This window comes from Pseudomonas sp. D47 (genome assembly GCF_045447305.1).
Lineage (GTDB): Bacteria > Pseudomonadota > Gammaproteobacteria > Pseudomonadales > Pseudomonadaceae > Aquipseudomonas.
Genome location: NZ_JBJGXU010000025.1, coordinates 1 through 22,035 on the forward strand (window position 1 = coordinate 1; position 22,035 = coordinate 22,035).

General features: G+C 61.3%; 19 protein-coding genes and 1 pseudogene. 15 read left to right on the forward strand and 5 right to left on the reverse strand.

Annotation, left to right across the window (positions count from 1 at the left end; genetic code table 11):
* Positions 1-160: 160 nt before the first annotated feature.
* The gene (locus ACI77I_RS17355) at positions 161-1,057 is read right to left on the reverse strand and encodes a helix-turn-helix domain-containing protein (protein WP_406998040.1); all 897 of its coding nucleotides are present in this window, start codon (positions 1,055-1,057) and stop codon (positions 161-163) included.
* A 138-nt stretch (positions 1,058-1,195) separates the two neighbouring features.
* Here ACI77I_RS17355 and ACI77I_RS17360 point away from each other — a divergent pair, with 138 nt between their 5' ends.
* The 5 genes and pseudogenes from ACI77I_RS17360 (at position 1,196) to ACI77I_RS17380 (ending at position 5,758) form a co-directional block, all read left to right on the forward strand.
* On the forward strand, positions 1,196-2,554 hold the full coding sequence (locus ACI77I_RS17360; protein WP_406998041.1) for a glutamine synthetase family protein: 1,359 nt from the start codon (positions 1,196-1,198) through the stop codon (positions 2,552-2,554).
* A gap of 21 nt (positions 2,555-2,575) precedes the next feature.
* Positions 2,576-3,664 carry a polyamine ABC transporter substrate-binding protein gene (locus tag ACI77I_RS17365; RefSeq protein ID WP_242155750.1) on the forward strand — a complete coding sequence of 363 codons (1,089 nt, stop codon included), beginning with the start codon at positions 2,576-2,578 and terminating at the stop codon, positions 3,662-3,664.
* A complete protein-coding gene (locus ACI77I_RS17370; RefSeq protein WP_094953820.1) occupies positions 3,661-4,956 on the forward strand; it encodes an FAD-binding oxidoreductase in 1,296 nt (431 codons plus the stop codon). The genes ACI77I_RS17365 and ACI77I_RS17370 overlap by 4 nt, the downstream gene beginning before the upstream one ends.
* Before the next feature lie 72 nt (positions 4,957-5,028).
* Positions 5,029-5,313, forward strand: a pseudogene (locus ACI77I_RS17375) (SDR family oxidoreductase); the annotation flags it as partial.
* 28 nt (positions 5,314-5,341) lie between these two features.
* The gene (locus ACI77I_RS17380) at positions 5,342-5,758 is read left to right on the forward strand and encodes an SRPBCC family protein (RefSeq protein ID WP_406998042.1); all 417 of its coding nucleotides are present in this window, start codon (positions 5,342-5,344) and stop codon (positions 5,756-5,758) included.
* A gap of 488 nt (positions 5,759-6,246) precedes the next feature.
* Here the strand turns inward: ACI77I_RS17380 and ACI77I_RS17385 are convergent, their stop codons facing one another.
* Positions 6,247-7,638, reverse strand: coding sequence for a HAMP domain-containing sensor histidine kinase (locus ACI77I_RS17385; RefSeq protein ID WP_094952502.1), 1,392 nt, complete (start codon positions 7,636-7,638; stop codon positions 6,247-6,249).
* On the reverse strand, positions 7,616-8,299 hold the full coding sequence (locus ACI77I_RS17390) for a response regulator transcription factor (protein WP_003219726.1): 684 nt from the start codon (positions 8,297-8,299) through the stop codon (positions 7,616-7,618). The genes ACI77I_RS17385 and ACI77I_RS17390 overlap by 23 nt, the downstream gene beginning before the upstream one ends.
* A gap of 413 nt (positions 8,300-8,712) precedes the next feature.
* Here ACI77I_RS17390 and ACI77I_RS17395 point away from each other — a divergent pair, with 413 nt between their 5' ends.
* The 6 genes from ACI77I_RS17395 to ACI77I_RS17420 all read left to right on the forward strand — a co-directional run bounded on the left by ACI77I_RS17395 (position 8,713) and on the right by ACI77I_RS17420 (position 16,021).
* Positions 8,713-9,618 carry a hypothetical protein gene (locus ACI77I_RS17395; RefSeq protein WP_406998043.1) on the forward strand — a complete coding sequence of 302 codons (906 nt, stop codon included), beginning with the start codon at positions 8,713-8,715 and terminating at the stop codon, positions 9,616-9,618.
* 148 nt (positions 9,619-9,766) lie between these two features.
* Entirely contained in the window at positions 9,767-9,994 is a 228-nt protein-coding gene (locus ACI77I_RS17400) for a hypothetical protein (protein ID WP_263274958.1), read from the forward strand.
* Positions 9,995-10,021: 27 nt separating this feature from the next.
* Positions 10,022-10,360, forward strand: coding sequence for a hypothetical protein (locus tag ACI77I_RS17405; RefSeq protein WP_083358062.1), 339 nt, complete (start codon positions 10,022-10,024; stop codon positions 10,358-10,360).
* A 96-nt stretch (positions 10,361-10,456) separates the two neighbouring features.
* Positions 10,457-11,695: a TolC family protein gene (locus tag ACI77I_RS17410; protein WP_406998044.1), complete on the forward strand. Its 1,239-nt coding sequence runs from the start codon at positions 10,457-10,459 to the stop codon at positions 11,693-11,695.
* Positions 11,688-12,914, forward strand: a complete 1,227-nt coding sequence (locus tag ACI77I_RS17415; protein ID WP_094952505.1) for an efflux RND transporter periplasmic adaptor subunit — start codon at positions 11,688-11,690, stop codon at positions 12,912-12,914. Before ACI77I_RS17410 ends, ACI77I_RS17415 begins: the two co-directional genes overlap by 8 nt.
* Positions 12,911-16,021 (forward strand): efflux RND transporter permease subunit, encoded by a 3,111-nt coding sequence (locus tag ACI77I_RS17420; protein ID WP_406998045.1) that lies wholly within the window; start codon positions 12,911-12,913, stop codon positions 16,019-16,021. Before ACI77I_RS17415 ends, ACI77I_RS17420 begins: the two co-directional genes overlap by 4 nt.
* A gap of 132 nt (positions 16,022-16,153) precedes the next feature.
* Here ACI77I_RS17420 and ACI77I_RS17425 read toward each other — a convergent pair whose 3' ends face one another.
* Positions 16,154-17,062, reverse strand: a complete 909-nt coding sequence (locus ACI77I_RS17425; protein ID WP_017136418.1) for a MurR/RpiR family transcriptional regulator — start codon at positions 17,060-17,062, stop codon at positions 16,154-16,156.
* Between the two features lie 83 nt (positions 17,063-17,145).
* Positions 17,146-17,349, reverse strand: coding sequence for a hypothetical protein (locus ACI77I_RS17430; RefSeq protein WP_141240592.1), 204 nt, complete (start codon positions 17,347-17,349; stop codon positions 17,146-17,148).
* Between ACI77I_RS17430 and iolC the strand changes: the two genes are divergently transcribed.
* The 4 genes from iolC to ACI77I_RS17450 all read left to right on the forward strand — a co-directional run bounded on the left by iolC (position 17,348) and on the right by ACI77I_RS17450 (position 21,991).
* Positions 17,348-19,285, forward strand: coding sequence for a 5-dehydro-2-deoxygluconokinase (iolC, locus tag ACI77I_RS17435; protein WP_406998046.1), 1,938 nt, complete (start codon positions 17,348-17,350; stop codon positions 19,283-19,285). The two genes, ACI77I_RS17430 and iolC, sit on opposite strands and share 2 nt — an antisense overlap.
* Before the next feature lie 182 nt (positions 19,286-19,467).
* The gene (gene iolE, locus ACI77I_RS17440) at positions 19,468-20,355 is read left to right on the forward strand and encodes a myo-inosose-2 dehydratase (RefSeq protein WP_094952508.1); all 888 of its coding nucleotides are present in this window, start codon (positions 19,468-19,470) and stop codon (positions 20,353-20,355) included.
* A 3-nt stretch (positions 20,356-20,358) separates the two neighbouring features.
* Positions 20,359-21,147, forward strand: coding sequence for a 5-deoxy-glucuronate isomerase (gene iolB, locus ACI77I_RS17445; RefSeq protein ID WP_242155765.1), 789 nt, complete (start codon positions 20,359-20,361; stop codon positions 21,145-21,147).
* 22 nt (positions 21,148-21,169) lie between these two features.
* Positions 21,170-21,991 (forward strand): TIM barrel protein, encoded by an 822-nt coding sequence (locus ACI77I_RS17450; RefSeq protein WP_406998047.1) that lies wholly within the window; start codon positions 21,170-21,172, stop codon positions 21,989-21,991.
* Positions 21,992-22,035 lie beyond the last annotated feature (44 nt).

Consider the following 22,035-nt stretch of genomic DNA (forward strand, 5'->3'; position numbering starts at 1 on the left):
AAGTGACCCGCTGTAAGAGCGGAACCCATATCAGCCATCACCCAAATAACGGATATGTACTCAGCGGCCCGGAGACAACCCCAGCACTCAACCCGTAAAAAAGTTGTGTAGATACCTAAGGCTACCGCAGGCAAGCCAACTCCCACAGGGCGATTGCATTTCAGCTGGAGCGCTTGAGGGTCTCGCTCGGCAGCTCTTGGAACAACGCCCGATAGCTATTGGAAAACCGCCCCAAATGCCAGAACGACCAATTCATCGCCACTTCCGCCACGGTAGTGTCCGTTGAACTCAGCAACTCGCGCCGCGCCCCGTTCAAGCGGCGCAAGCGCAACCACTGCGCCGGGCTCATGTCGGTGTAGGTCTTGAAGCCTTGCTGCAATTGGCGCAACGGCACGCCAGCAATCTGCGCCAGTTCCAGCAGGTTGACGGTTTCATCCGGCGCATCCGCCGCCCATTCACCGATGCGTGCCATCAACCGGCGTTCTTCGCTGCGCCGTTGCAGTGAGCTGCGGTCCAGGCACACGCAGGCGTTGTCGAGGATGAACAGGCAGTCGTCGAGCAACTGTTGGGTGAGGGCATCGCGGCTGATCGGGTCGACGGTCGCAGACAAGCGCGTGAGGGTGCCACTGAGCCAGCGGGTGAACAGCGCGTTCTGCTGGCAGGTCAGCGGCGCCATGAACAGGCCCTCGAGTTTGGCCACATCCAAACCATGGCGCTGCACGAACTGCGGGCCGAACACCACCGCCACTTCGCGGTAGTTTTCCGGGGTGATCCAGGTGTTGTGGCTTTCGCCATTGAGCATATACAGCGCGTTGTCGCTGCCGTCGAAACAGAACGCCAGTGAGCCTGGCGGTGCGTTGAAATGCTGTTCCACGCGGGTGTTCATGCACTCTTCGTACACCTGCACGCCTTGCAGGTCGAGGTAGCGAACCTGCCCGGCAAAATGCCCCGGGGACATCTGCTGGTACTGCTGCACCCAACCGGGTGTCGCACTGCATTGAGCGGCCACATCACCGGTGGTGAAGGCCTGTACGCGCAAATCTGTTGCCTGTGTCATGGGTGATCCGTGCGCACTCTATTGGTGCGTTGTGCTGCGTGCAAAGTGGATAGATGCCGTTACAAGGCTGGCCCAAGATAGACCTCAATGCGCCAGGAGTACAAGCCGGCGCATCATCCAACCCATGACGAGGTCCTTATGAACGCCCCCTTCGATCAGCTGCACGCCTGGCTGAAAGAACACAAGATTACCGAAGTCGAATGCGTGATCAGTGATTTGACTGGCATCGCACGCGGCAAGATTGCGCCCACCAATAAGTTCCTGCATGAGCGAGGCATGCGCCTGCCGGAAAGTGTGTTGCTGCAAACGGTAACCGGGGACTTTGTCAACGACGACGTCTACTACGACCTGCTCGACCCGGCCGACATCGACATGATCTGCCGCCCGGTGGCCAATGCCACGTACGTCATCCCTTGGGCGATCGAACCCACCGCCATCGTGATCCATGACACCTTCGACAAGCAGGGCAACCCCATCGAGTTGTCGCCGCGCAACGTGCTGAAGAAGGTGCTGCAGCTGTACACCGACCAAGGCTGGCAGCCGATTGTCGCGCCGGAAATGGAGTTCTACCTGACCCAGCGCTGCGAAGACCCGGACCTGCCGTTGAAAACCCCGGTTGGTCGCTCCGGTCGCGCCGAAACCGGCCGCCAGTCGTTTTCCATCGACGCCGCCAACGAATTCGACCCACTGTTTGAAGATGTCTACGACTGGTGCGAATTACAGGGCCTTGACCTCGATACGCTGATCCACGAAGACGGCCCGGCGCAGATGGAAATCAACTTCCGCCACGGCGATGCGCTGGACCTGGCCGACCAGATCACCGTGTTCAAACGCACCCTGCGCGAGGCCGCACTGAAGCACAACGTGGCGGCGACGTTCATGGCCAAGCCGGTGGCCGATGAGCCGGGCAGCGCCATGCATTTGCACCAGAGCGTGGTGGACATCGCCACCGGTAAGCCAGTGTTTGTCGATGCCGACGGCAAGATGAGCCAACTGTTTTTGCATCACATCGGCGGCTTACAGAAGTACATCCCCAAGCTGCTGCCGATGTTCGCCCCGAATGTGAACTCGTTCCGCCGCTTCCTGCCCGACACCTCGGCGCCGGTCAATGTGGAGTGGGGCGAAGAAAACCGCACCGTCGGCCTGCGCGTGCCAACTTCCAGCCCCGAGGCGATGCGCGTGGAAAACCGTTTGCCGGGCGCCGATGCCAATCCGTACCTGGCGATTGCCGCAAGTCTGCTGTGTGGCTACCTGGGCATGATCGAAAAGATCGAGCCGAGCGCGCCGGTGGAAGGCCGCGCCTATGAGCGCCGCAACCTGCGACTGCCGTTCACCCTCGAAGATGCCCTGGCGCGGATGGAGGACTGCGACACGGTCAAGCAGTACCTGGGCGAAAAGTTCGTGCGCGGCTACGTCGCGGTCAAGCGCGCCGAGCATGAGAATTTCAAGCGGGTGATCAGTTCCTGGGAGCGTGAGTTCCTGCTGTTGAGCGTCTAAAAAACTAAAAGGGGTGTCGATATGCGTCTTGCGAAAAAGCTTCTCCCGCTGGCCCTGGTGGCGGCGTTCAGCAGTGCCGGCCAGGCCGCGCCGACGGTGAGCGTCTATAACTGGACCGACTATATCGGCGAGACCACCTTGGCTGACTTCCAGGCCAAGACCGGGATCAAGGTGATCTACGACGTGTTCGACTCCAACGAGACCCTGGAAGGCAAGCTGCTCGCAGGCCGCACCGGCTATGACGTGGTGGTGCCGTCCAACCACTTCCTGGCGCGCCAGGTGAAAGCCGGGGCGTTCCTGAAACTCGACCGCTCGCAGTTGCCCAACTTCAAGAACCTCGACCCCAAGCTGCTCAAGTTGCTGGAGAACAACGACCCGGGCAACGCGCACTCGGTGCCGTACCTGTGGGGCACCAATGGCATTGGCTATAACGTCGACAAGGTCAAGCAGGTGCTGGGCGTCGACCACATCGACTCGTGGGCGGTGCTGTTCGAACCCGAGAACATTAAGAAGCTGCACGAGTGCGGCGTCGCCTTCCTCGACTCGGCAGATGAACTGTTCCCGGCGATCCTCAACTACATGGGCAAGGACCCGCGCAGCGAGAACCCTGAGGATTACAAGCAGGCCGAAGCCAAGCTGTTGACGCTGCGGCCCTACATCACCTATTTCCATTCCTCCAAGTACATTTCGGACTTGGCTAACGGCGATATCTGCGTGGCCTTCGGCTATTCAGGGGACGTATTCCAAGCGGCCAATCGCGCCAAGGAAGCCAAGAATGGCGTGAATATCGCCTACTCGATTCCTAAGGAGGGCTCCAACCTGTGGTTCGACCTGCTGGCCATTCCGGCCGACGCGAGCAACCTGAAAGAAGCCCACGCCTTTATCAACTATTTGCTCGACCCTGAGGTGATCGCCAAGGTCAGTGCGTCGGTGGGTTATGCCAACGCCAACCCCGCCGCCAAACCCTTCATGGCGCCGGAACTGGTGAATAACCCTGAGGTTTACCCCTCCCAGGAAGTGCTCGACAAACTCTATATTTCCACCACGCCGACCCCGACGACCATGCGCCTGATGACCCGCGCCTGGAGCAAAGTGAAGACCAATAAATGACTCAGTCCCAAGACCACGCCCAGTCCTACTATCGGGCTTCGGCGAATGCCATGCCCGAGCGTCCAGCGCTGGGCGCCGACCTCAGCGCCGATGTGTGTGTGATCGGCGGTGGTTTCACCGGCGTCAACACGGCCATTGAGCTGGCCCAGCGCGGGCTCTCGGTGATTCTGCTGGAGGCCCGGCGCATCGGCTGGGGCGCCAGCGGGCGCAACGGCGGGCAGTTGATTCGCGGCATCGGCCACGACGTGTCGGGGTTTGCCAAGTATGTAGGCGAGGAGGGCGTGCGTTACCTGGAGCGGTCCGGGATTGATTCGGTGGCGCTGGTGGGCGAGCGTATTCGTCAGCACAGCATTGACTGCGATTTGCGTTGGGGCTTTTGCGAGCTGGCCAATACCCCGGCGCAATTCGCCGCGTTCAAGGGCGAACAGCAGAGCCTGGCGGCGCTTGGGTATGCGCATGAAACGCGGCTGGTCGAACCGCAGGACATGCAGCAAGTGGTCGGCTCGACGGCCTATGCCGGTGGCCTGGTGGACATGGGCTCCGGGCACCTGCACCCGCTGAACCTGGTACTCGGCGAGGCCCAGTTGGCCGAGTCGCTCGGGGTGCGGATTTTCGAGCACACCCAGGTCCTCGAACTGATCCACGGCGACACCGTGCAAGTACGCTGCGCCGCAGGCACGGTGCGTGCCGCTAAGTTAGTGCTGGCCTGCAATGCACACCTGGAAGAGTTGGAGCCACGCTTGAGCGGCAAAGTACTGCCAGCGGGCAGCTACATCATCGCCACCGAGCCTTTATCAAAGGACGTCGCCAAGCAACTGATCCCGCAGAACCTGGCGCTGTGCGACCAGAAAGTCGGGTTGGATTACTACCGGCTTTCCGCTGACCGCCGCCTGCTGTTCGGCGGTGCCTGCCATTACTCCGGGCGTGACCCGGCGGACATCGCCGCCTATATGCAACCGAAGCTGCTCAAGGTGTTCCCGCAGTTGGCAGGTACCGCCATCGAGTTCCAGTGGGGCGGCAAGATCGGCATTACCGCCAATCGTTTTCCCCAAGTTGGGCGGCTCGAGCAATACCCGAATGTCTTCTATGCCCAAGGCTATTCCGGGCATGGGCTGAACGTGACGCACTGGTGCGCAAAGCTTTTGGCCGAAGCCATTCATGCCGGCCATAGCCAAGGCCTGGATACCTTCAGCCAGGTGCCGCACATGACGTTTCCGGGCGGCAAGGCCTTGCGTTCACCGCTGCTGGCGCTGGGGATGTTGTGGTTCCGGCTGCGGGAACTGGTTAGCTGAGGCGCCGCGATCCAAATGTAAGAGTGGGCTTGCTCGCGCAAGCGGAGTGTCAGTTGGCTTATTCGGTACTGGTTGGTGGGTACTGGGGTGACGGTGAATGCAATTCTGCCGGGGTCGACCTTTTTCGATGGCCTGGAACAGATGCTTAAAGGCGCCACAGCCCAGTCTGGGCGCAGCGCGCGGGAAGAGGCAGGCGTGTTTGTGCGTTATGCGCGGCCCACCTCGATCATCCAGCGCGCGGCGAATGTGGATGAAGTGGCGAACCTGGTGGCGTACATTGCTTCACCCCTGTCTTCTGCAACCACAGGTGCCGCGTTACGGGTCGACGGTGGTGTTGTCGACAGCATGGCGATCTGAATTTTTTTACTTTGTTGGAGTATTTATTGTGGCAACAGCTTCTTCTGTTATTGAAGTACCGGTTTCGGCCGATCAGGTTTGGCAATTGGTCGGTGGCTTTAACGCGCTGCCGGATTGGCTGCCGTTGATCGTCAAGAGCGAGGCGCGCGACGGCGGGCGTGTGCGTCATTTGGAAACTGCAGATGGCGGCGTCGTGGTTGAGCGTTTGCAGAGCTTCGATAACGTGGCGCGCACTTATACCTACACCATTGAGCAGTCGCCGTTTCCGGTGAGTGCCTACCTGGCGACGTTGCAGGTTGAGGCGTTGACGGAGGCGTCGGCGAAAGTGACCTGGTCCGGCGTGTTTACCCCGGCGGTGGGGACTACGGACGTGGCGGTGGAGGAGTTGTTTACCGGCGTGTACAACGGTGGGCTTGAGGCGCTGCGGGCTAACTTTCCGGCCTGATTTAAGAGGCACTGCAGCTCCCACATTGGGATCTCATCACATCAGCTAGATAGGGTGGTGCTCTGCTTCTGCTCTGCTTTTGCTTCAACCACTCAGGTCGGCTACTAGGCCGCCGTGCTCTTGCTTTTGATCTTGATCTGAGGCGCCCCGTTAACCACGATGGCCGAACGCAGGCTTGAATCCGTGGGTAACCCGGCAGGACGCCGGGTTAGCCGCGATGGGCCAAGGATGGCCCATGGCGGCGGCCCACGGATTCAAGCCGGAGTGAGGGCACACCGAGCCTAGGCGAGGTGCCGAGTGGTGGGGCAAGAGCCCTTTTGGTTACTTTTGGGGCTCTTTTCCAAAAGTGACCCGCCGTAAGGGCGGAACCAATAGCCACCGTTACCGCAGCAACGGATATGTACTCATATCTACCTAAAAACCCCGTCAAAAGCTTAGCGCAACACAAAAAGTTGCGTAGATACCCACATTATTTTGTGGTGTTTGGGCTATTCGGGCATCAGCTGCTGCCGACACTCCAGCACCAACCGCGCACCACCACTCTGGCTGCTGCCGACCTCCAGCTTGAACCCGTGCAAGTTGATGATCGCTGCCACAATCGACAAGCCCAACCCGAACCCGCCTTGCTGGTCGTTTTCGTCCACGCGATAGAACCGCTGGAACACCGCGTCGCGTTCCGCTGCCGGGATGCCCGGGCCGGAGTCGTGCACTTCGATGCGCGTGCTTCCCGCCTCATTCACGCCGCGCAGGATCACTTCACCGCCCGGTGGCGAGAACTTGATCGAGTTGCTCAACAGGTTGGCCAGGGCTTCGAACAACAATGCGCGGTCGCCGGTGATCCAGGGCAGCGACTCGGGCACGTCGAGGCGCAACTGCAATTCGCCTTCTTCGGCCAGGGGCAGGTAAAAGTCATGCAGCTCGCGCAGCAACGGCAGCGGGTCCATCACCAAAAAGCCTGAGCGGCGCTGGTGGTCTTCCAATTCCGAGATGCGCAACAGCCCGCGAAAGCGCGCCATCAGGGTGTCGGTTTCGGCAATCGCATCGTCGAGTTTTACCGCGTAGCCCGAGTCTTGCTCTGCCTCTTGCCTGATGCGGTAGAGCTGCGCGCGCAAACGCGTCAGCGGCGTGCGCAGGTCGTGGGCGATGTTGTCGCACACGCCCTTGACCTCGTTCATCAGCTTCTCGATGCGGTCGAGCATGGCGTTGACGATGGCCGCGAGCATGTCCAGTTCGTCACGCCGGTCGGACAGCGGCAGGCGATGCGTCAGGTCGCCGGCAACGATGGCCTCGGCGCTGGCCTGGATCCCGCGAATACGCCGCAGCGGACGGCGGCGCAACAAATGCCAACCGGCAGCGCCCGGGATAATCGTCAGGGAGAGCGCCCACAACAGCGCGTGCCAGATGATCCGGGTCACGCCAAACAGTGAACCGTTGGCACGCACCAGCACCAGCCAGCGGCCGTCATCGGTGTGGGTGGCCACGGCGTCGCAGCTGTCCTTTGGCAGTTTTGGGTCGTTGGAGGCGACACAATTAGCCAGGGCGTGGATCTTGCCGTCCAGCGGCAGGTCGGGCGGCACCGCACGAATCGGCCCGCTCAACGGGCGAAATTGCTCATCGAACAGGCCGTAGGCGTCCACGCCTTTCATGTCGAAGGTCATGCTGGTGGTCAGGGCTTCCACCAGTTCTTCACCGTCGAAGCGTTGGAACAGGTGCTGGCGCTGCATCAGCGAGTGGCGCGACAAGTCGCCCAGGTATCCCGACACCTCGTAGTACAGCACCCCCATGAGGATGCAGCTCCAGGCCACAAACAGCGAACTGTACAGCGCCAGCAAGCGGCTGCTGGAGGAACGCCAGCCCTTAGAGGGGTTCAGCAATGACATAACCGGAACCTCGTACCGTGCGGATCAGCGGCGTGAGGCCCGGCGGGTCGATTTTCTTGCGCAGACGACCGATGTGCACGTCGATCAGGTTGGTGCCCGGGTCGAAGTGATACCCCCAGACTTCCTCGAAGATCATCATCCGTGACAGGATTTGCCCGGTGTTGCGCATCAGGAACTCAAGCAGCTTGTATTCGGTGGGCAGCAGGCTCAGCGGCTGCTCGGCGCGGCTGGCTTCGCGGCTGATCAGGTTGAGTTCCAGGTCGGCCACGCGCAGGGCGGTTTCGAATTCCTTGACCGTGCTTTTGCGCCGCAGCAGCACTTCGACGCGGGCGGCCATTTCGTCGGAGGCGAACGGCTTGGTCAGGTAGTCATCGCCACCGGCGCGCAGGCCACGCACGCGCTCGTCGACGTCGGAGAGGGCGCTGATCATCAGGATCGGCGTCGACACCCCGATGGTGCGCAGGGTCGTGACGATGGCCAAGCCATCGAGTTCCGGCAACATACGGTCGAGGGTGATCAGGTCGTAATCACCACTCACAGCGCGGACCAGGCCTTCACGGCCGTTGTCCACCCAATCCACATCCAGTCCATGGCTACTCAGCTCGGCGACGATCTCGCGGGCTGTTACGGCGTCATCCTCGATAGTCAAAATACGGGTCATAGGATTACCTGGTGAGCGATTCACACTAGAAGTGGGGGCATTTTGCCAAGAAATGCCTGAACGCTTCCTAAATTAAACTTCATGTTGGCAAAACTGACACAACTTTCATGCTGGGCGCGGTCCGTTGTGGGGGCAGGGTTGCCTGCGATGGCGGTGCACCACTCACTCACTTTTTTGCCTGGTAGACCGCTATCGCAGGTAAACCAGCTCCCACAGGGGGCGGGGGTTGTTGAGGGATTGCATAAAGCACGCTCTGTTCGGTCATTTCTTGCAACTTGCATGGTTCACGTGGGTTCAATTTAATTAACTATTTGAAATGTAACGAGTTTATTTTTTATGCGGACTGGCATGCTGCCTGCACTGTCCCTTTTGAGAGTTGTAACACTATTTTTCCTGCTGGGAGCAAAACAACAATGATCACATCCTCATCCACGCTGCAAGAGTCGAGCACGCACTCCGGGGTTTCCTGGGGGGCGATTTTTGCCGGTGCCGCCGCTGCGGCTGCGCTGTCGCTTATCCTGGTGCTGCTGGGCTTCGGCCTGGGTTTTTCGGCGGTGTCGCCGTGGGCCGACAGCGGCATCAGCGCCAAGGGGCTTGGCATTTCCACGATTGTTTGGCTGGCATTTACCCAGATCGTCGCGTCGGGGCTGGGCGGGTATATCGTCGGTCGTTTGCGCGTGAAGTGGGCCAATATGCATGGCGATGAGGTGTACTTTCGCGACACCGCCCATGGTTTCCTCGCGTGGGCAGTGGCCACGCTGGTGACCGCAGTGTTGGTGGTCGGTTCGGTCAGCAGCGTAGTCAGCGGCGGCGTTAAAGCCGGTGCAGGTGTCGCGGCCGGTGCTGCCAGTGGCTTGACCCAGGCTGCCGGCAGCGCAGCCAAAGGCGCCAACAGTGGCGACTTTGACTATTACGTCGACAGCCTGTTTCGTGACGACCGCCCAGCTGCCGTCAGCGATGACGCTGTGCATGGCGTAGTGGCACGCATCTTCACCCGCACCCTGAGCAACGACGGCCAACTGGCCCCTGAAGACCGTACTTACCTCGCCCAGTTGATCAGCCAGCGCACCAACCTCAGCCAGGCCGATGCTCAAGCGCGGATCGACAAGGTCTACGGCGACGCACGCAAAGCCATCGAAGACGCCAAATTGAAAGCCAAACAGGCCGCCGATACTGCTGCGAAGGTGGCGGCTTATACCTCGCTGTGGACCTTTATTGCGCTGTTGATCGGTGCGTTCTTCGCCAGCTTCGCTGCAACCTTCGGCGGCCGTCGCCGGGATGTCGTGGTGTACGTCGAAACTGAAAACTACGTTCGTTAATTAAGGAGAACAACATGCGCTCATTACTGCTTTGGTTCCTCGGCGTACCTATCCCGGTCATCATCCTGATCGCGATCTTCATGCACTAAACCTGAGCCTGGCTCGGTCCCTTGTGGGAGCGGCGCAGTGTCAGCCGGATGATTGCAGGGTGAGCGGTCAGCAAGCCGGGTTGCATTGTGTGTTGTGGCTGCTGGCCGGTGTCGAGGAAAGCGAATTCTGCACTCGCGCCGCCGTTGGGCTGACGCTACAGCCGCTGGGCAAGTTTTGTGTGGGTGTGAGCCTGCTGCCTACAGTGATCATCGGCTATACCGCGCTGACCCTGGCGCAGATCCGTTATCACGGCCGAGTGCTCGCGCAATTATTAATAGCGGCTTAACGCGCGCTTGGCTAGACTCGCGCCTCTATTAGCCGCCTTCTGCGTTTAATCCTGGTCATGCTGTTAAGCCTCACGCTTCCCCTGACTGGGATGGCGGGTGTGCCGTCGAGCAGCGAGCCTTGCCCGATGAAGATGTCGGACATGCAGATGATGACCGACATGGCCCCGGACTGCTGCCAGGACGGCGCCGACCATGGCAAGGCCTGCAAACCCGGCCAGGAATGCAAGACCGGCAGCCTGCTGCAACTGTCCATGCCGGTGCTCAAGGCCCCGCTGACCCTGGCCCATCCGCTGGTTGCCGGTCTCTCCTCTGATTTCATCCCCGACCGCACGCCGTCCGGCGTCTGGCGCCCACCCCGTTCCTGATTCCTGTCGCACCTGAAGACTCATCCCGTATTCGGGATGGCCTTGCTGTGGGCCGCGTAAAGCGGAACGCAGTCAAACAGATCAGGAATCTTCATCATGAATTCCCTCTACTTGCGCGCTCTGGTGGTGGGCGTGCTGACATGGCCCGCGCAGGCCTCTGCGCTGACCCTGGATGACGCCTTACGTCTGGCGCAAAACAACGCACCTTCGTTGACCGCTGAGACGGCCAAGCTGCACGCGGCTACCCAAGCCGCCATTCCGGCCGGCGAACTGCCCGACCCGAAACTGGTGGTGGGCCTGCAGAATTTCCCCGTCGGCGGGCCCAATCGCGGCACGTTGTATGGCGATGACATGACCGAGCAGATGATCGGCATCCAGCAACAGGTGCCCAGCCGAGACAAACGCAAGGCTCGTATTGAGCTGGCCGATGCGACGGTAGAACGGGCGGCGGCTGAGGGCCGCATCGAACGCCTCAACGTGCGTCAAGCCACCGCCCAGGCGTGGATTCGCGCGTTCGCAGTGGAGCGCAAAGAGGCGTTGTTCAAAGACTTCTACCAACAGAATCGCCTGTTGCAAGACAGCGTGAGGGCGCAGTTGGCCGGTGGCCGTGGGCAGGCCGCTGATACGGTTATTCCCAAGCAGGAAGCCGCAGAACTGGCCGAACGCGAAGATGAATTGACCCAACAACGGGCCCAGGCTCGCGCCGCCCTCAAACGCTGGATCGGCCCGGCCGCTAATGAAGCGCCCAGCGGCCAGTTGCCCAACTGGACCTTCGACAGTCACGGTTTGAGCCACAACCTGCATCAACATCCCGAGTTGCAAGCCTTCGTGCCGCGTACCCGCGAAGCGCAAGCGCGTTTGCAGGACGCCAAGGCGCAGAAGACTTCGGATTGGAGTTGGGAAGTGGACTACCAACGCCGCGGCCGCGAATACGGCGATATGGTCAGCCTGCAATTGAGCTTCGACCTACCGATTTTTCCAGGCCGTCGGCAAACCCCGGGCATTGCCGCCAAACAGGCTGAGCTGGACCAACTCGACGCTGAACGCGAAGCCGCCACCCGTGAACATACCCAGCTGCTCGATGACGATTTGGCGGTTTACCAACGCCTGGACCGTGCCGTGCAACGCGGCCAGGACAGCCTGGTGCCGCTGGCGCAAGAGAAGGTAGCCCTGAGCCTCGCCAGTTATCGCGCGGGTAAGGGCGACTTGATGAGTGTGGTCAGCGCCCGCCGGGAGCTGGTCGAAGCCCGCTTCAAACAGCTGGAAGCCATCGAACAGCGCGCCTTGATCGGCGCCCAGCTGTACTTCGCCTATTGGGAGCCCACCCATGAATAATCGAATCGCGGCAGTGCTGTTGTCTCTTGGCCTGGGCGCGGGCTACGGGCTGGCGCAGTTGCAGCCGGGCGCGCCTGAACCGGCCAAAAACGACAAGCAGGCCCTGTACTGGTACGACCCGATGTTCCCGCAACAGAAATTCGACAAGCCCGGCAAGTCGCCTTTCATGGACATGCAGTTGGTGCCGCGTTACGCCGAGGGTGCCTCTGCTGACACGCCCAGTGTGCAGATCGACCCACGCCAGACGCAGAACATCGGCGTACGCCTGGCGACGGTCAGCCGTGGCGTGATGACGTCCACCCTGGACCTGTCCGGCATCCTCGCCTTCAACGAGCGCGATGTCGCCGTGGTGCAAGCGCGGGTCGGCGGGTTTGTCGAACGGGTCTACGCGCGGGCGCCGGGGGATGTGCTCAAGGCCGGCGCGCCGTTGGCGGACATTCTGGTGCCGGAATGGGCCGCAGCCCAGGAAGAATTCCTCGCCCTGCGTCATACCGCTGACAGTGGTTTATTGGCGGCTGCCCGCCAACGCCTGCGCTTGAGTGGCATGCCTACCGGGCTGATCACCCAGATGGAACGCAGCGGCCAGGTGCAGTCGGTGTTGACCGTCACCACGCCGTTGGGCGGCGCGCTGCAAACCCTGGACGTGCGCGAAGGCATGACCGTAGCGGCGGGGCAGACCCTGGCACGGGTCAATGGCTTGGATCAGGTGTGGTTGCAGGTCGCTGTGCCCCAGGCTCAAGGCGCGGCGTTGGCCGTGGGGCAACGCGTGGCGGCGCAGTTTGTCGGGTTGCCGGGCAAAACGGTCAACGCCAGCGTCAGCGCGATCCTGCCGGCCAACGCCATCGACAGCCGCACCGTGCAGGTTCGCGTCGAACTGCCCAACGCCGACGGCAGTTTGCGCCCCGGGATGACCGCCCAGGTGCGCCTGGCACAAACCAGCGGGCAAGCGGTGTTGCAGGTGCCCAGCGAAGCGTTGATCCGCACCGGCAAGCGCGTGTTGGTGATGCTGGCCGAGGAAGGCGGGCACTTTCGACCGCTGGAAGTCGAGGTGGGCGCCGAGAACCAGGACCAGACCGTGATCCGCAGCGGCTTGCAGGAAGGCCAGCAGGTGGTCGCGTCCGGCCAATTTTTGCTGGACTCTGAAGCAAGTTTGCGCGGATTAGTATCGCCAGCGTCCGGCACTTTTGAAATGAGCATGCAGCCCGGAGCTCAGCCATGATCGCCTTGCTGATTCGTTGGTCGGTGGCCAACCGTTTTCTGGTACTGCTCGCCACGCTGTTCATCACTGCGTGGGGCGTCTGGGCCGTGCAAAACACGCCGGTCGATGCCTTGCCGGACCTCTCGGATGTGCAGGTGATCATCCGCACGCCGTACCCGGGCCAGGCGCCGCAGATTGTCGAAAACCAGGTCACCTACCCAATGACCACCACCATGCTTTCGGTGCCGGGGGCGAAGACCGTGCGCGGTTTTTCGTTCTTTGGCGACAGCTATGTTTACGTGCTGTTTGACGAAGGCACCGACCTGTATTGGGCGCGTTCGCGGGTGCTGGAATACCTCAGCCAGTTGCAGGCGCGGCTGCCGGCGTCGGCTAAACCGGCGCTGGGGCCGGACGCCACCGGGGTTGGCTGGATTTATCAATACGCGCTGGTGGATCGCACGGGGCGGCACGACCTGGCGCAGTTACGCGCGCTTCAGGACTGGTTTCTCAAGTTCGAACTCAAGACCCTGCCGAATGTGGCGGAAGTCGCGACCATCGGCGGCCAGGTCAAGCAGTACCAGGTGCAGCTTGACCCGCTGGCCCTTGCCAGTCGTGGCATCACCCAGGCGCAAGTGGCGGACGCCATCGGCAAGGCCAACCAGGAAACTGGCGGTTCGGTACTGAATATGGGCGAGTCCGAGTACATGCTGCGCGCGTCCGGTTACTTGAAAACGCTCAACGATTTCCGCGCTATTCCACTGCGCCTCGACAGCAACAATGTGCCGGTCACCCTCGGCGATGTAGCAACGATTCAACTCGGCCCGGACTTGCGCCGGGGCATCAGTGAACTCGACGGCGAAGGTGAGGCGGTCGGCGGTGTGGTGATCCTGCGCAGCGGCAAAAATGCCCGTGAAGCCATCGCTGCAGTCAAAACCAAGCTGGAGCAACTGAAAAGCAGCCTGCCGCCCGGCGTGGAAATCGTCGCCACCTACGACCGCAGCAAACTGATCGACCGCGCGGTGGACAACCTCAGCCACAAGCTGCTGGAGGAGTTCCTGGTGGTGGCGCTGGTGTGCGGGATTTTCCTCTGGCATCTGCGCTCATCGCTGGTGGCGATCATCTCGCTGCCGGTGGGCGTGTTGATCGCGTTTATTGTCATGCGCTACCAAGGGATCAACGCCAACATCATGTCGCTGGGCGGCATCGCGATTGCCATCGGCGCGATGGTGGATGCGGCCGTGGTGATGATCGAAAATGCCCACAAGAAAATCGAAGCCTGGCACTACGCCAATCCAGGGCGAGATTTAAAGGGCGACGCGCATTGGAAGGTGGTGACCGATGCAGCAGTGGAAGTCGGGCCGGCGCTGTTTTTCTGCCTGTTGATCATCACCCTGTCGTTTATTCCGGTGTTCACCTTGCAAGCGCAGGAGGGCCGGCTGTTCGGCCCGCTGGCGTATACCAAAACCTACGCCATGGCGGCGGCGGCCGGGTTGTCGGTGACCCTAGTCCCGGTCTTGATGGGCTATTGGATTCGCGGGCGTATCCCTGACGAGCAACGCAACCCGCTCAATCGCGGCCTGATCAGGCTCTATCAACCGGCCCTCGACGTGGTGCTACGTTGGCCACGCGCGACCTTGCTGGTGTCGCTGTTGATGGTCGCCAGCGTGCTGTGGCCGTTATCGAAACTGGGCGGTGAGTTCCTGCCACCGCTGGATGAAGGCGACGTGCTCTACATGCCTTCGGCGCTACCGGGGCTGTCGACGCAAACCGCGGGTGAACTGCTACAGCGCACGGATCGCCTGATCAAAAGTGTGCCGGAAGTCGCCCATGTGTTCGGCAAGGCCGGTCGCGCCGAAACCGCTACCGACCCGGCGCCACTGGAGATGTTCGAGACCACGATCGAATTCAAGCCCCGGGACCAATGGCGCGCGGGTATGACCCCGGACAAACTGGTCAAAGAGTTGGACCGCACGGTGCAGGTGCCGGGCCTGACCAACATCTGGATTCCACCGATCCGCAACCGCATCGACATGCTCGCCACTGGGGTGAAAAGCCCGATTGGCGTGAAAGTCGCAGGCTTAAGCCTGATGCAGATCGACGCGGTGACCCAGGCCGTGGAGAAGGTCGCCAAGGGGGTGCCCGGCGTGAGTTCGGCGTTGGCTGAAAGGCTGACCGGCGGGCGCTATATCGACGTGGACATCGACCGTGCAGCAGCAGCACAGTACGGGCTGAACATTGCCGATGTGCAGTCGATTGTGTCGGGAGCGATTGGCGGCGAAACCATTGGCGAGACCGTTGAAGGCCTGGCGCGTTTCCCCATCAGCCTGCGCTACCCGAAGGCTTGGCGCGACTCGGTAACTGCTTTGGAAAACCTGCCGATCTATACACCGCAAGGCAGCCAGATCACCCTCGGCACGGTGGCCAGGCTCAGGGTCAGTGACGGCCCGCCAATGCTCAAGAGTGAAAACGCACGGCCTTCGGGCTGGGTCTACATCGACGTGCGCGACCGCGACTTGGCGTCGGTGGTCAAAGACCTGCGTGAAGCAATCAACCAGCAGGTGCAACTGCAACCGGGCATGAGCCTCAGTTATTCGGGGCAGTTCGAGTTCCTGGAACGCGCCAATGAACGCCTGAAGCTGGTAGTGCCGGCGACGTTGTTGATCATCTTTGTCTTGCTGTACCTGACCTTCCGCCGTGTGGACGAGGCATTGCTGATCATCGCCACGCTGCCCTTTGCGCTGACGGGAGGCGTGTGGTTGCTGTACTGGCTGGGTTTCAACTTATCGGTGGCCACGGGCGTGGGCTTTATCGCGTTGGCGGGTGTGTCGGCGGAGTTCGGCGTGATCATGCTGCTGTACCTGAAAAACGCCTGGGCGGCGCGCAAGGACGGCGACCTTTTGGCCGCCATCACCGAAGGCGCAGTACTGCGCGTGCGCCCCAAAGCCATGACCGTGGCCGTGATCATCGCCGGCTTGCTCCCGATTCTGCTGGGCGGCGGCACCGGCAGCGAAGTCATGAGCCGCATCGCCGCGCCGATGATCGGCGGCATGCTCACCGCGCCGTTGCTATCACTCTTCGTAATCCCAGCCGCCTACAAACTGCTACGCCGCCCCAAAACCAGGCACTGAGCAAACTGTAGGCACTGGCTTTATGTGGGAGCGGGCTTGCTCGCGAAAGCGGGGTCAGTCAGCCTATCTGATACTGACACACCGTATTCGCGAGCAAGCCCGCTCCCACAGGGGATTGTCAGTGTCATCCGGTCAGTCGTCGAACCCCACCTGCTCATGAATCTCATCGACCTTCAACTCCAACCGATACGCCACCGCAATAAACAGTGCCTGGCACAGGCACAACGTGGCGCTCAACGAGCGAAACGCAAACGACGACCCCTCATTCACTAACAGCACCGCGTTCGCCCGCTTGGCCAGGGGCGACAGGTTGCTGTCGGTAATGATCAAGGTCTTGGCCTGATGATGCTGGGCAATCCGCAAGCAGTGCTGAGTCTCTTTGCCATACGGCGTAAAGCTGATCGCAATCACCAGGTCATTGGCGCGCACGCTGCGCATCTGCTCGCGATAACTGCCGCCCAAACCGGAAATCAGATGGATGCGCTTGTTGGTGTGCTGCAGGTTGTAGACCAGGTAATCGGCCACCGCGAAGGAGCGGCGCACACCGACCACGTAGATATTGTCGGCGTTAACCACCAGGTCCACGGCTTTCTCGAAGGCCACATCATCCAGCTCCAGCCCCAGGCGTTCGATGCCGGAGAGGGTCGCGTTCACGCACTCGCGCGCCAGGTCACCGCCGCTGGCCTTCTGCGACTTGTTGGCGATCATGCTGCGGATACGCTGCTGGTAGTTTTGCACCGGCGTGGTCTTGTGGGTGTAGGCCTCGCGAAACAGCGCCTGCATTTCACTGAACCCACTGAAACCGAAGCGCTGGGAAAACCGCACGATGGCCGAGGGGTGCACTTCGCATTCGCGGGCGATGTCGCTGATACGGTCGACCATGATCCGGTCGCTCTGCTGGCTCATGTAGCTGGCGATGCGCTTGAGCTGGCGCGGCAGGCTCTCGTATTCGTCGGTGATCAGCTGCAACAGGCGCTCGGCATTGATCGGAGGGCTGGCGATAGTGTCTTCCAGGGTGGTCTCGGGATCGGTGCGGGACATGGGTAATCCTTCTGGCGTGTTCTTCTGAGGCGCTGATGGGTGGGCGCAAGTCTACAGGGTAGGCGCAAAAAAATACCCCGGCATCACGGCGGCCGTGGCCTGCTGAAACGATGCAGGACGGCTGGCATGCCATTATGCTGGCTTATTGGAAAAAATATTCCACTAAAAATAATTATGGAATAAATATTGATTGCGGCCGCCGGACGTTCTAGTCTGCTTGCACCAAGAGCGTGTGCCGTCACCACGGCGGCACCACGCAGGCTGATAAAAATAACAGGAGCCAGCATGGGCCAGACTCGTTTTGCCAGTGGGCGTCAATTGGATCTGATTTGCCTCGGGCGCCTGGGCGTCGACCTCTATGCACAGCAAGTCGGTGCGCGGCTTGAGGACGTGTCCAGCTTTGCCAAGTACCTCGGCGGGTCCTCCGCCAATATCGCCTTCGGCACCGCGCGGCTGGGGCTCAAGTCAGCAATGCTGAGCCGGGTAGGGGACGACCATATGGGCCGTTTCCTGGTGGAGTCCTTGGCCCGCGAAGGCTGCGATGTCAGCGGCATCAAGGTCGACCCGGAACGCCTCACCGCCCTGGTGCTGTTGGGCCTCAAGGACCGCGAAACCTTCCCACTGGTGTTCTACCGCGAAAACTGTGCCGACATGGCCTTGCGCGCCGAAGACATCAGCGAAGCCTTTATTGCCTCCAGCAAAGCCTTGCTGATCACCGGCACGCATTTCTCCACCGACAGCGTGTACGAGGCCAGCATTCAGGCCCTGGATTACGCGGCCAAGCACAACGTCCAGCGCGTACTGGATATCGACTACCGCCCGGTGCTGTGGGGCCTGGCGGGCAAGGCGGATGGCGAAACACGGTTTGTTGCCGACCAGAACGTCAGCCAGCACGTGCAGAAAATCCTGCCTCGTTTTGATTTGATCGTCGGCACCGAAGAAGAGTTTTTGATCGCCGGCGGCAGTGAAGATTTGCTCACCGCGCTGCGCACCGTACGGGACCTGACCCCGGCAACCCTGGTGGTCAAGCTCGGCCCGCAGGGCTGCACGGTGATCCACGGCGCAATTGCGGCGCGGCTGGAAGACGGCGCAATCTACCCCGGCGTGCGCGTTGAAGTCCTCAACGTGCTGGGGGCCGGCGATGCGTTCATGTCGGGCTTCCTCAGCGGCTGGCTCAAGGATGCCAGCGACGAACGTTGCAGCCAGTTGGCCAATGCCTGCGGCGGCCTGGTGGTGTCCCGCCACGCCTGCGCACCGGCCATGCCTACGCCTGCCGAACTGGATTACCTGTTCAACAGCCCGGTGCCTATCACCCGGCCCGATCAAGACGTAACCCTGCAACGCCTGCACCGCGTCACGGTGCCGCGCAAAGCCTGGAAGCAGCTGTTCGTGTTTGCCTTCGATCATCGCTGGCAACTGGTGGACCTGGCGCAAAAAGGCGGCCAGGACACGGCACGTATCAGCGACATCAAGCAGCTGTTTATCCAAGCCATCGAACGCGTCGAGGGCAAACTGCGCGAGCAAGGTGTCGACGCCGATGTGGGCCTGTTGGCCGATCAGCGTTTCGGCCAGGACGCGCTCAACGCCGCCAGCGGTCGCGGCTGGTGGATTGCCCGCCCGGTAGAAGTGCAGAACTCGCGCCCGCTGGCGTTCGAGCACGGCCGTTCGGTGGGCAGCAACCTGATCGCCTGGCCCCAAGAACAGATCATCAAGTGCCTGGTGCAATACCACCCCGATGACGAGCCGATGCTGCGCCTGGAACAGGAAGCGCAACTCAAAGCGGTGTACGAGGCCTCGTTGGTCAGCGGCCATGAGCTGCTGCTGGAAGTCATCCCGCCCAAGGATCACCCGTCGACCTATCCTGATGTGCTCTATCGCAGCCTCAAGCGCCTGTACAACCTGGGCATCTACCCGGCGTGGTGGAAGATCGAGGCGCAGTCGGCCGAGGATTGGAAAAAGCTCGATGAGCTGATCCAGGAACGTGACCCGTACTGCCGTGGCGTAGTGCTGCTGGGCCTGAACGCCTCGGCCGAGTTTCTCGCCGACGGCTTCCAGCAAGCCAGCCAAAGCACTACCTGCCGGGGGTTCGCCGTGGGCCGCACGATTTTCCAGGAACCCAGCCGCGCGTGGATGGCGGGGGAAATTGATGATGAAACCCTGATCCAGCAGGTGCAGGGTACATTCGAACAGCTCATCAACGCCTGGCGCAGCGCCCGAACCTAAACACAGTCTTCAACTTGAAATGCAATCCAATGTGGGAGCTGCTTTTTGTGGGAGCCGGGCTTGCCCGCGATGCAGGCGACTCGGTCCACCTGCCAAGCCGATGTGATGCTATCGCAGGCAAGCCAGCTCCCACATAAAGCCAGACCTCAGTGATAGCTGAAAAACAACAAAAAGGTGCAGCCATGCCCGCAATCCGAATTGGCATCAACCCGATCTCCTGGAGCAACGACGACCTGCCGGCCCTGGGCGGTGAAACGCCCTTGAGCACCGCCCTGGGCGAAGGCAAGGAGATCGGCTACGAAGGTTTTGAACTCAACGGCAAATTCCCCAAGGACGCCAAAGGCGTCGGCGATGTGCTGCGCCCCTATGACCTGGCGCTGGTCTCCGGCTGGTACTCCAGCCGCCTGGCGCGGCGCTCGGTGGCGGAAGAAATCGAGGCCATCGCTGGCCACGTCGAGCTGCTGAAACTCAACGGCGCCAAGGTGCTGGTCTACGGCGAAGTCGCCGATTCGATCCAGGGCGCCAAGGTGCGCCTGATCGAACGCCCGCGTTTTCACAGCGAACACGCCTGGCAGGACTACGCCGATAAACTCACTGAGCTGGCGCGCTTCACCTTGTCCCAAGGCGTGCGCCTGGCGTACCACCACCACATGGGCGCTTACGTCGAATCCCCCGAAGACATTGACCAGCTTATGAAACGAACGGGCCCGGAAGTCGGCCTGCTGTTCGATTCGGGCCACTGCTACATGGGCGGCGGCGAACCCATCGAGGTGCTGCGCAAACACATCGAGCGCATCTGCCACGTGCATTTCAAGGACGTGCGCAAACCGGTGGTGCAACTGGCGCGCAACCAGATGTGGAGCTTTCCCGACTGCATCGTCAACGGCACCTTCACCGTGCCCGGCGATGGCGATATCGACTTTGGCGAACTGCTCGATGTGCTGCTGGCGGCCCACTACGAGGGCTGGCTGGTGGTGGAAGCCGAGCAGGACCCGGCCGTGGCGCCCAGCTATATCTATGCGAAAAAGGGCTATGACACTTTGCGCGCGCTGCTCAACGAGAGGACTTAAGTGATGAGCCTGTTGGTCAAAAGCAGCAAACGCGGGCAAACCATGGTCGCCCTGGAAGAAGGGCGCCTGGAGTACGTAGGCTTTGCCGCCTACCGCCTGAGCCTCGGTGAAACCCTGCCGGTCACGGCCGGTGATCAGGAGTTGTGCCTGGTTCTGCTCAGCGGCCGGGTAAATATCGAAGGCGAGGGTTTCAACTGGCAGAACCTCGGTGATCGCCAGTCGGTATTCGAAGACAAATCACCCTTCGCCGCCTACCTGCCGCCAGGCACCGATGCGCAGATCACGGCCTTGAGCGATGTGCAAATCGCTGTCTGCGCCGCGCCGGGAGCGGCCGGTTTTGCACCGCGCCTGATCCGCCCCGAGCAATGCAAGCGCAGTGTGCGCGGCAAAGGCGCCAACACCCGTTATGTGTGCGACATCCTGCCTGATAGCGAGCCGGCCCATTCGCTGCTGGTGGTGGAAGTGCGCACGCCGTCGGGGCACTCCTCGAGCTACCCGCCGCACAAGCACGACACCGACGACCTGCCGCACCAGAGTTTTCTTGAAGAAACCTACTACCACCAGATCAACCCGCCCCAGGGCTTCGTGTTCCAGCGGGTGTACACCGACGATCGCAGCATCGACCAGGCCATGGCCGTGGAAAACAGCGACTTGGTGGTGGTGCCCAAGGGTTATCACCCGGTCAGCGTGCCGTACGGCTACGAGTCTTATTACCTGAACGTGATGGCCGGTCCCAAGCGTGCCTGGCATTTCCATAACGACCCACAGCACAGCTGGCTGCTGGACCTGTAACCGGTTTGAACGGAGAACAATAATGAAGTCGCCGTTACGTTTTGCCCTTAACCGCATGGTCGCGCCCAACCTTTCCCTGCCGGATTTCATTCAGTTGGCGGCGGCCCTGAAGTGCGATGCCATCGAGATTCGCAACGACCTCAAAGGCAACGAAATCGAATACGGCACCCCGGCCAGCCGCGTGCGCGAGTTGTGCGAGGTGCAGGGCATCACGGTGCTGTCGATCAACGCGCTGTACCCGTTTGACGTGTGGAATGACGAGCGCCGCGCCCAGGCGATCAAACTCGCGACTTATGCCCGTGAATGCGGGGCCCAAGGCTTGGTGATGTGCCCGTTCAATGAGCGCGGCGATACGCGCAACGAAGCCCTGCGCGCGGACGGTTTGCGCACCGCGCTGAGTGAGTTGGCGCCGATCCTGCGCGAATACGGGCTTCTGGGCTTTATCGAGCCGCTGGGTTTCGAAGGCTCTGCGCTGCGCCGCAAGCGTGTGGCGGTGGACGCGATCCAGTCCGTCGGCGGCCTGGATGTGTTCCGCCTGGTGCACGACACCTTTCACCATCACCTGGCCGGCGAGCAGGCGTTCTTCCCGCAGCTGACCGGCCTGGTGCATATCTCCGGCGTCGAAGATGCTGTAGCACCGCTCAACTCCATTCGCGACGGCCACCGCGTGCTGGTGGGCGAGGGCGATATCCTCGGCAATGCCGCGCAGATCGATACCTTGCTCAGCACTGGGTACGGCGGCTACCTGTCGTTCGAACCGTTTGCCGAGAGCGTGCATGGCCTAGCCGACATCCAGCAAGCCATTGGGGCAAGCATCGCCCATTTACAAAAAAACCGGACCTGACGCCGATCAACCTGTGGGAGCTGGCTTGCCTGCTCCCACATTAA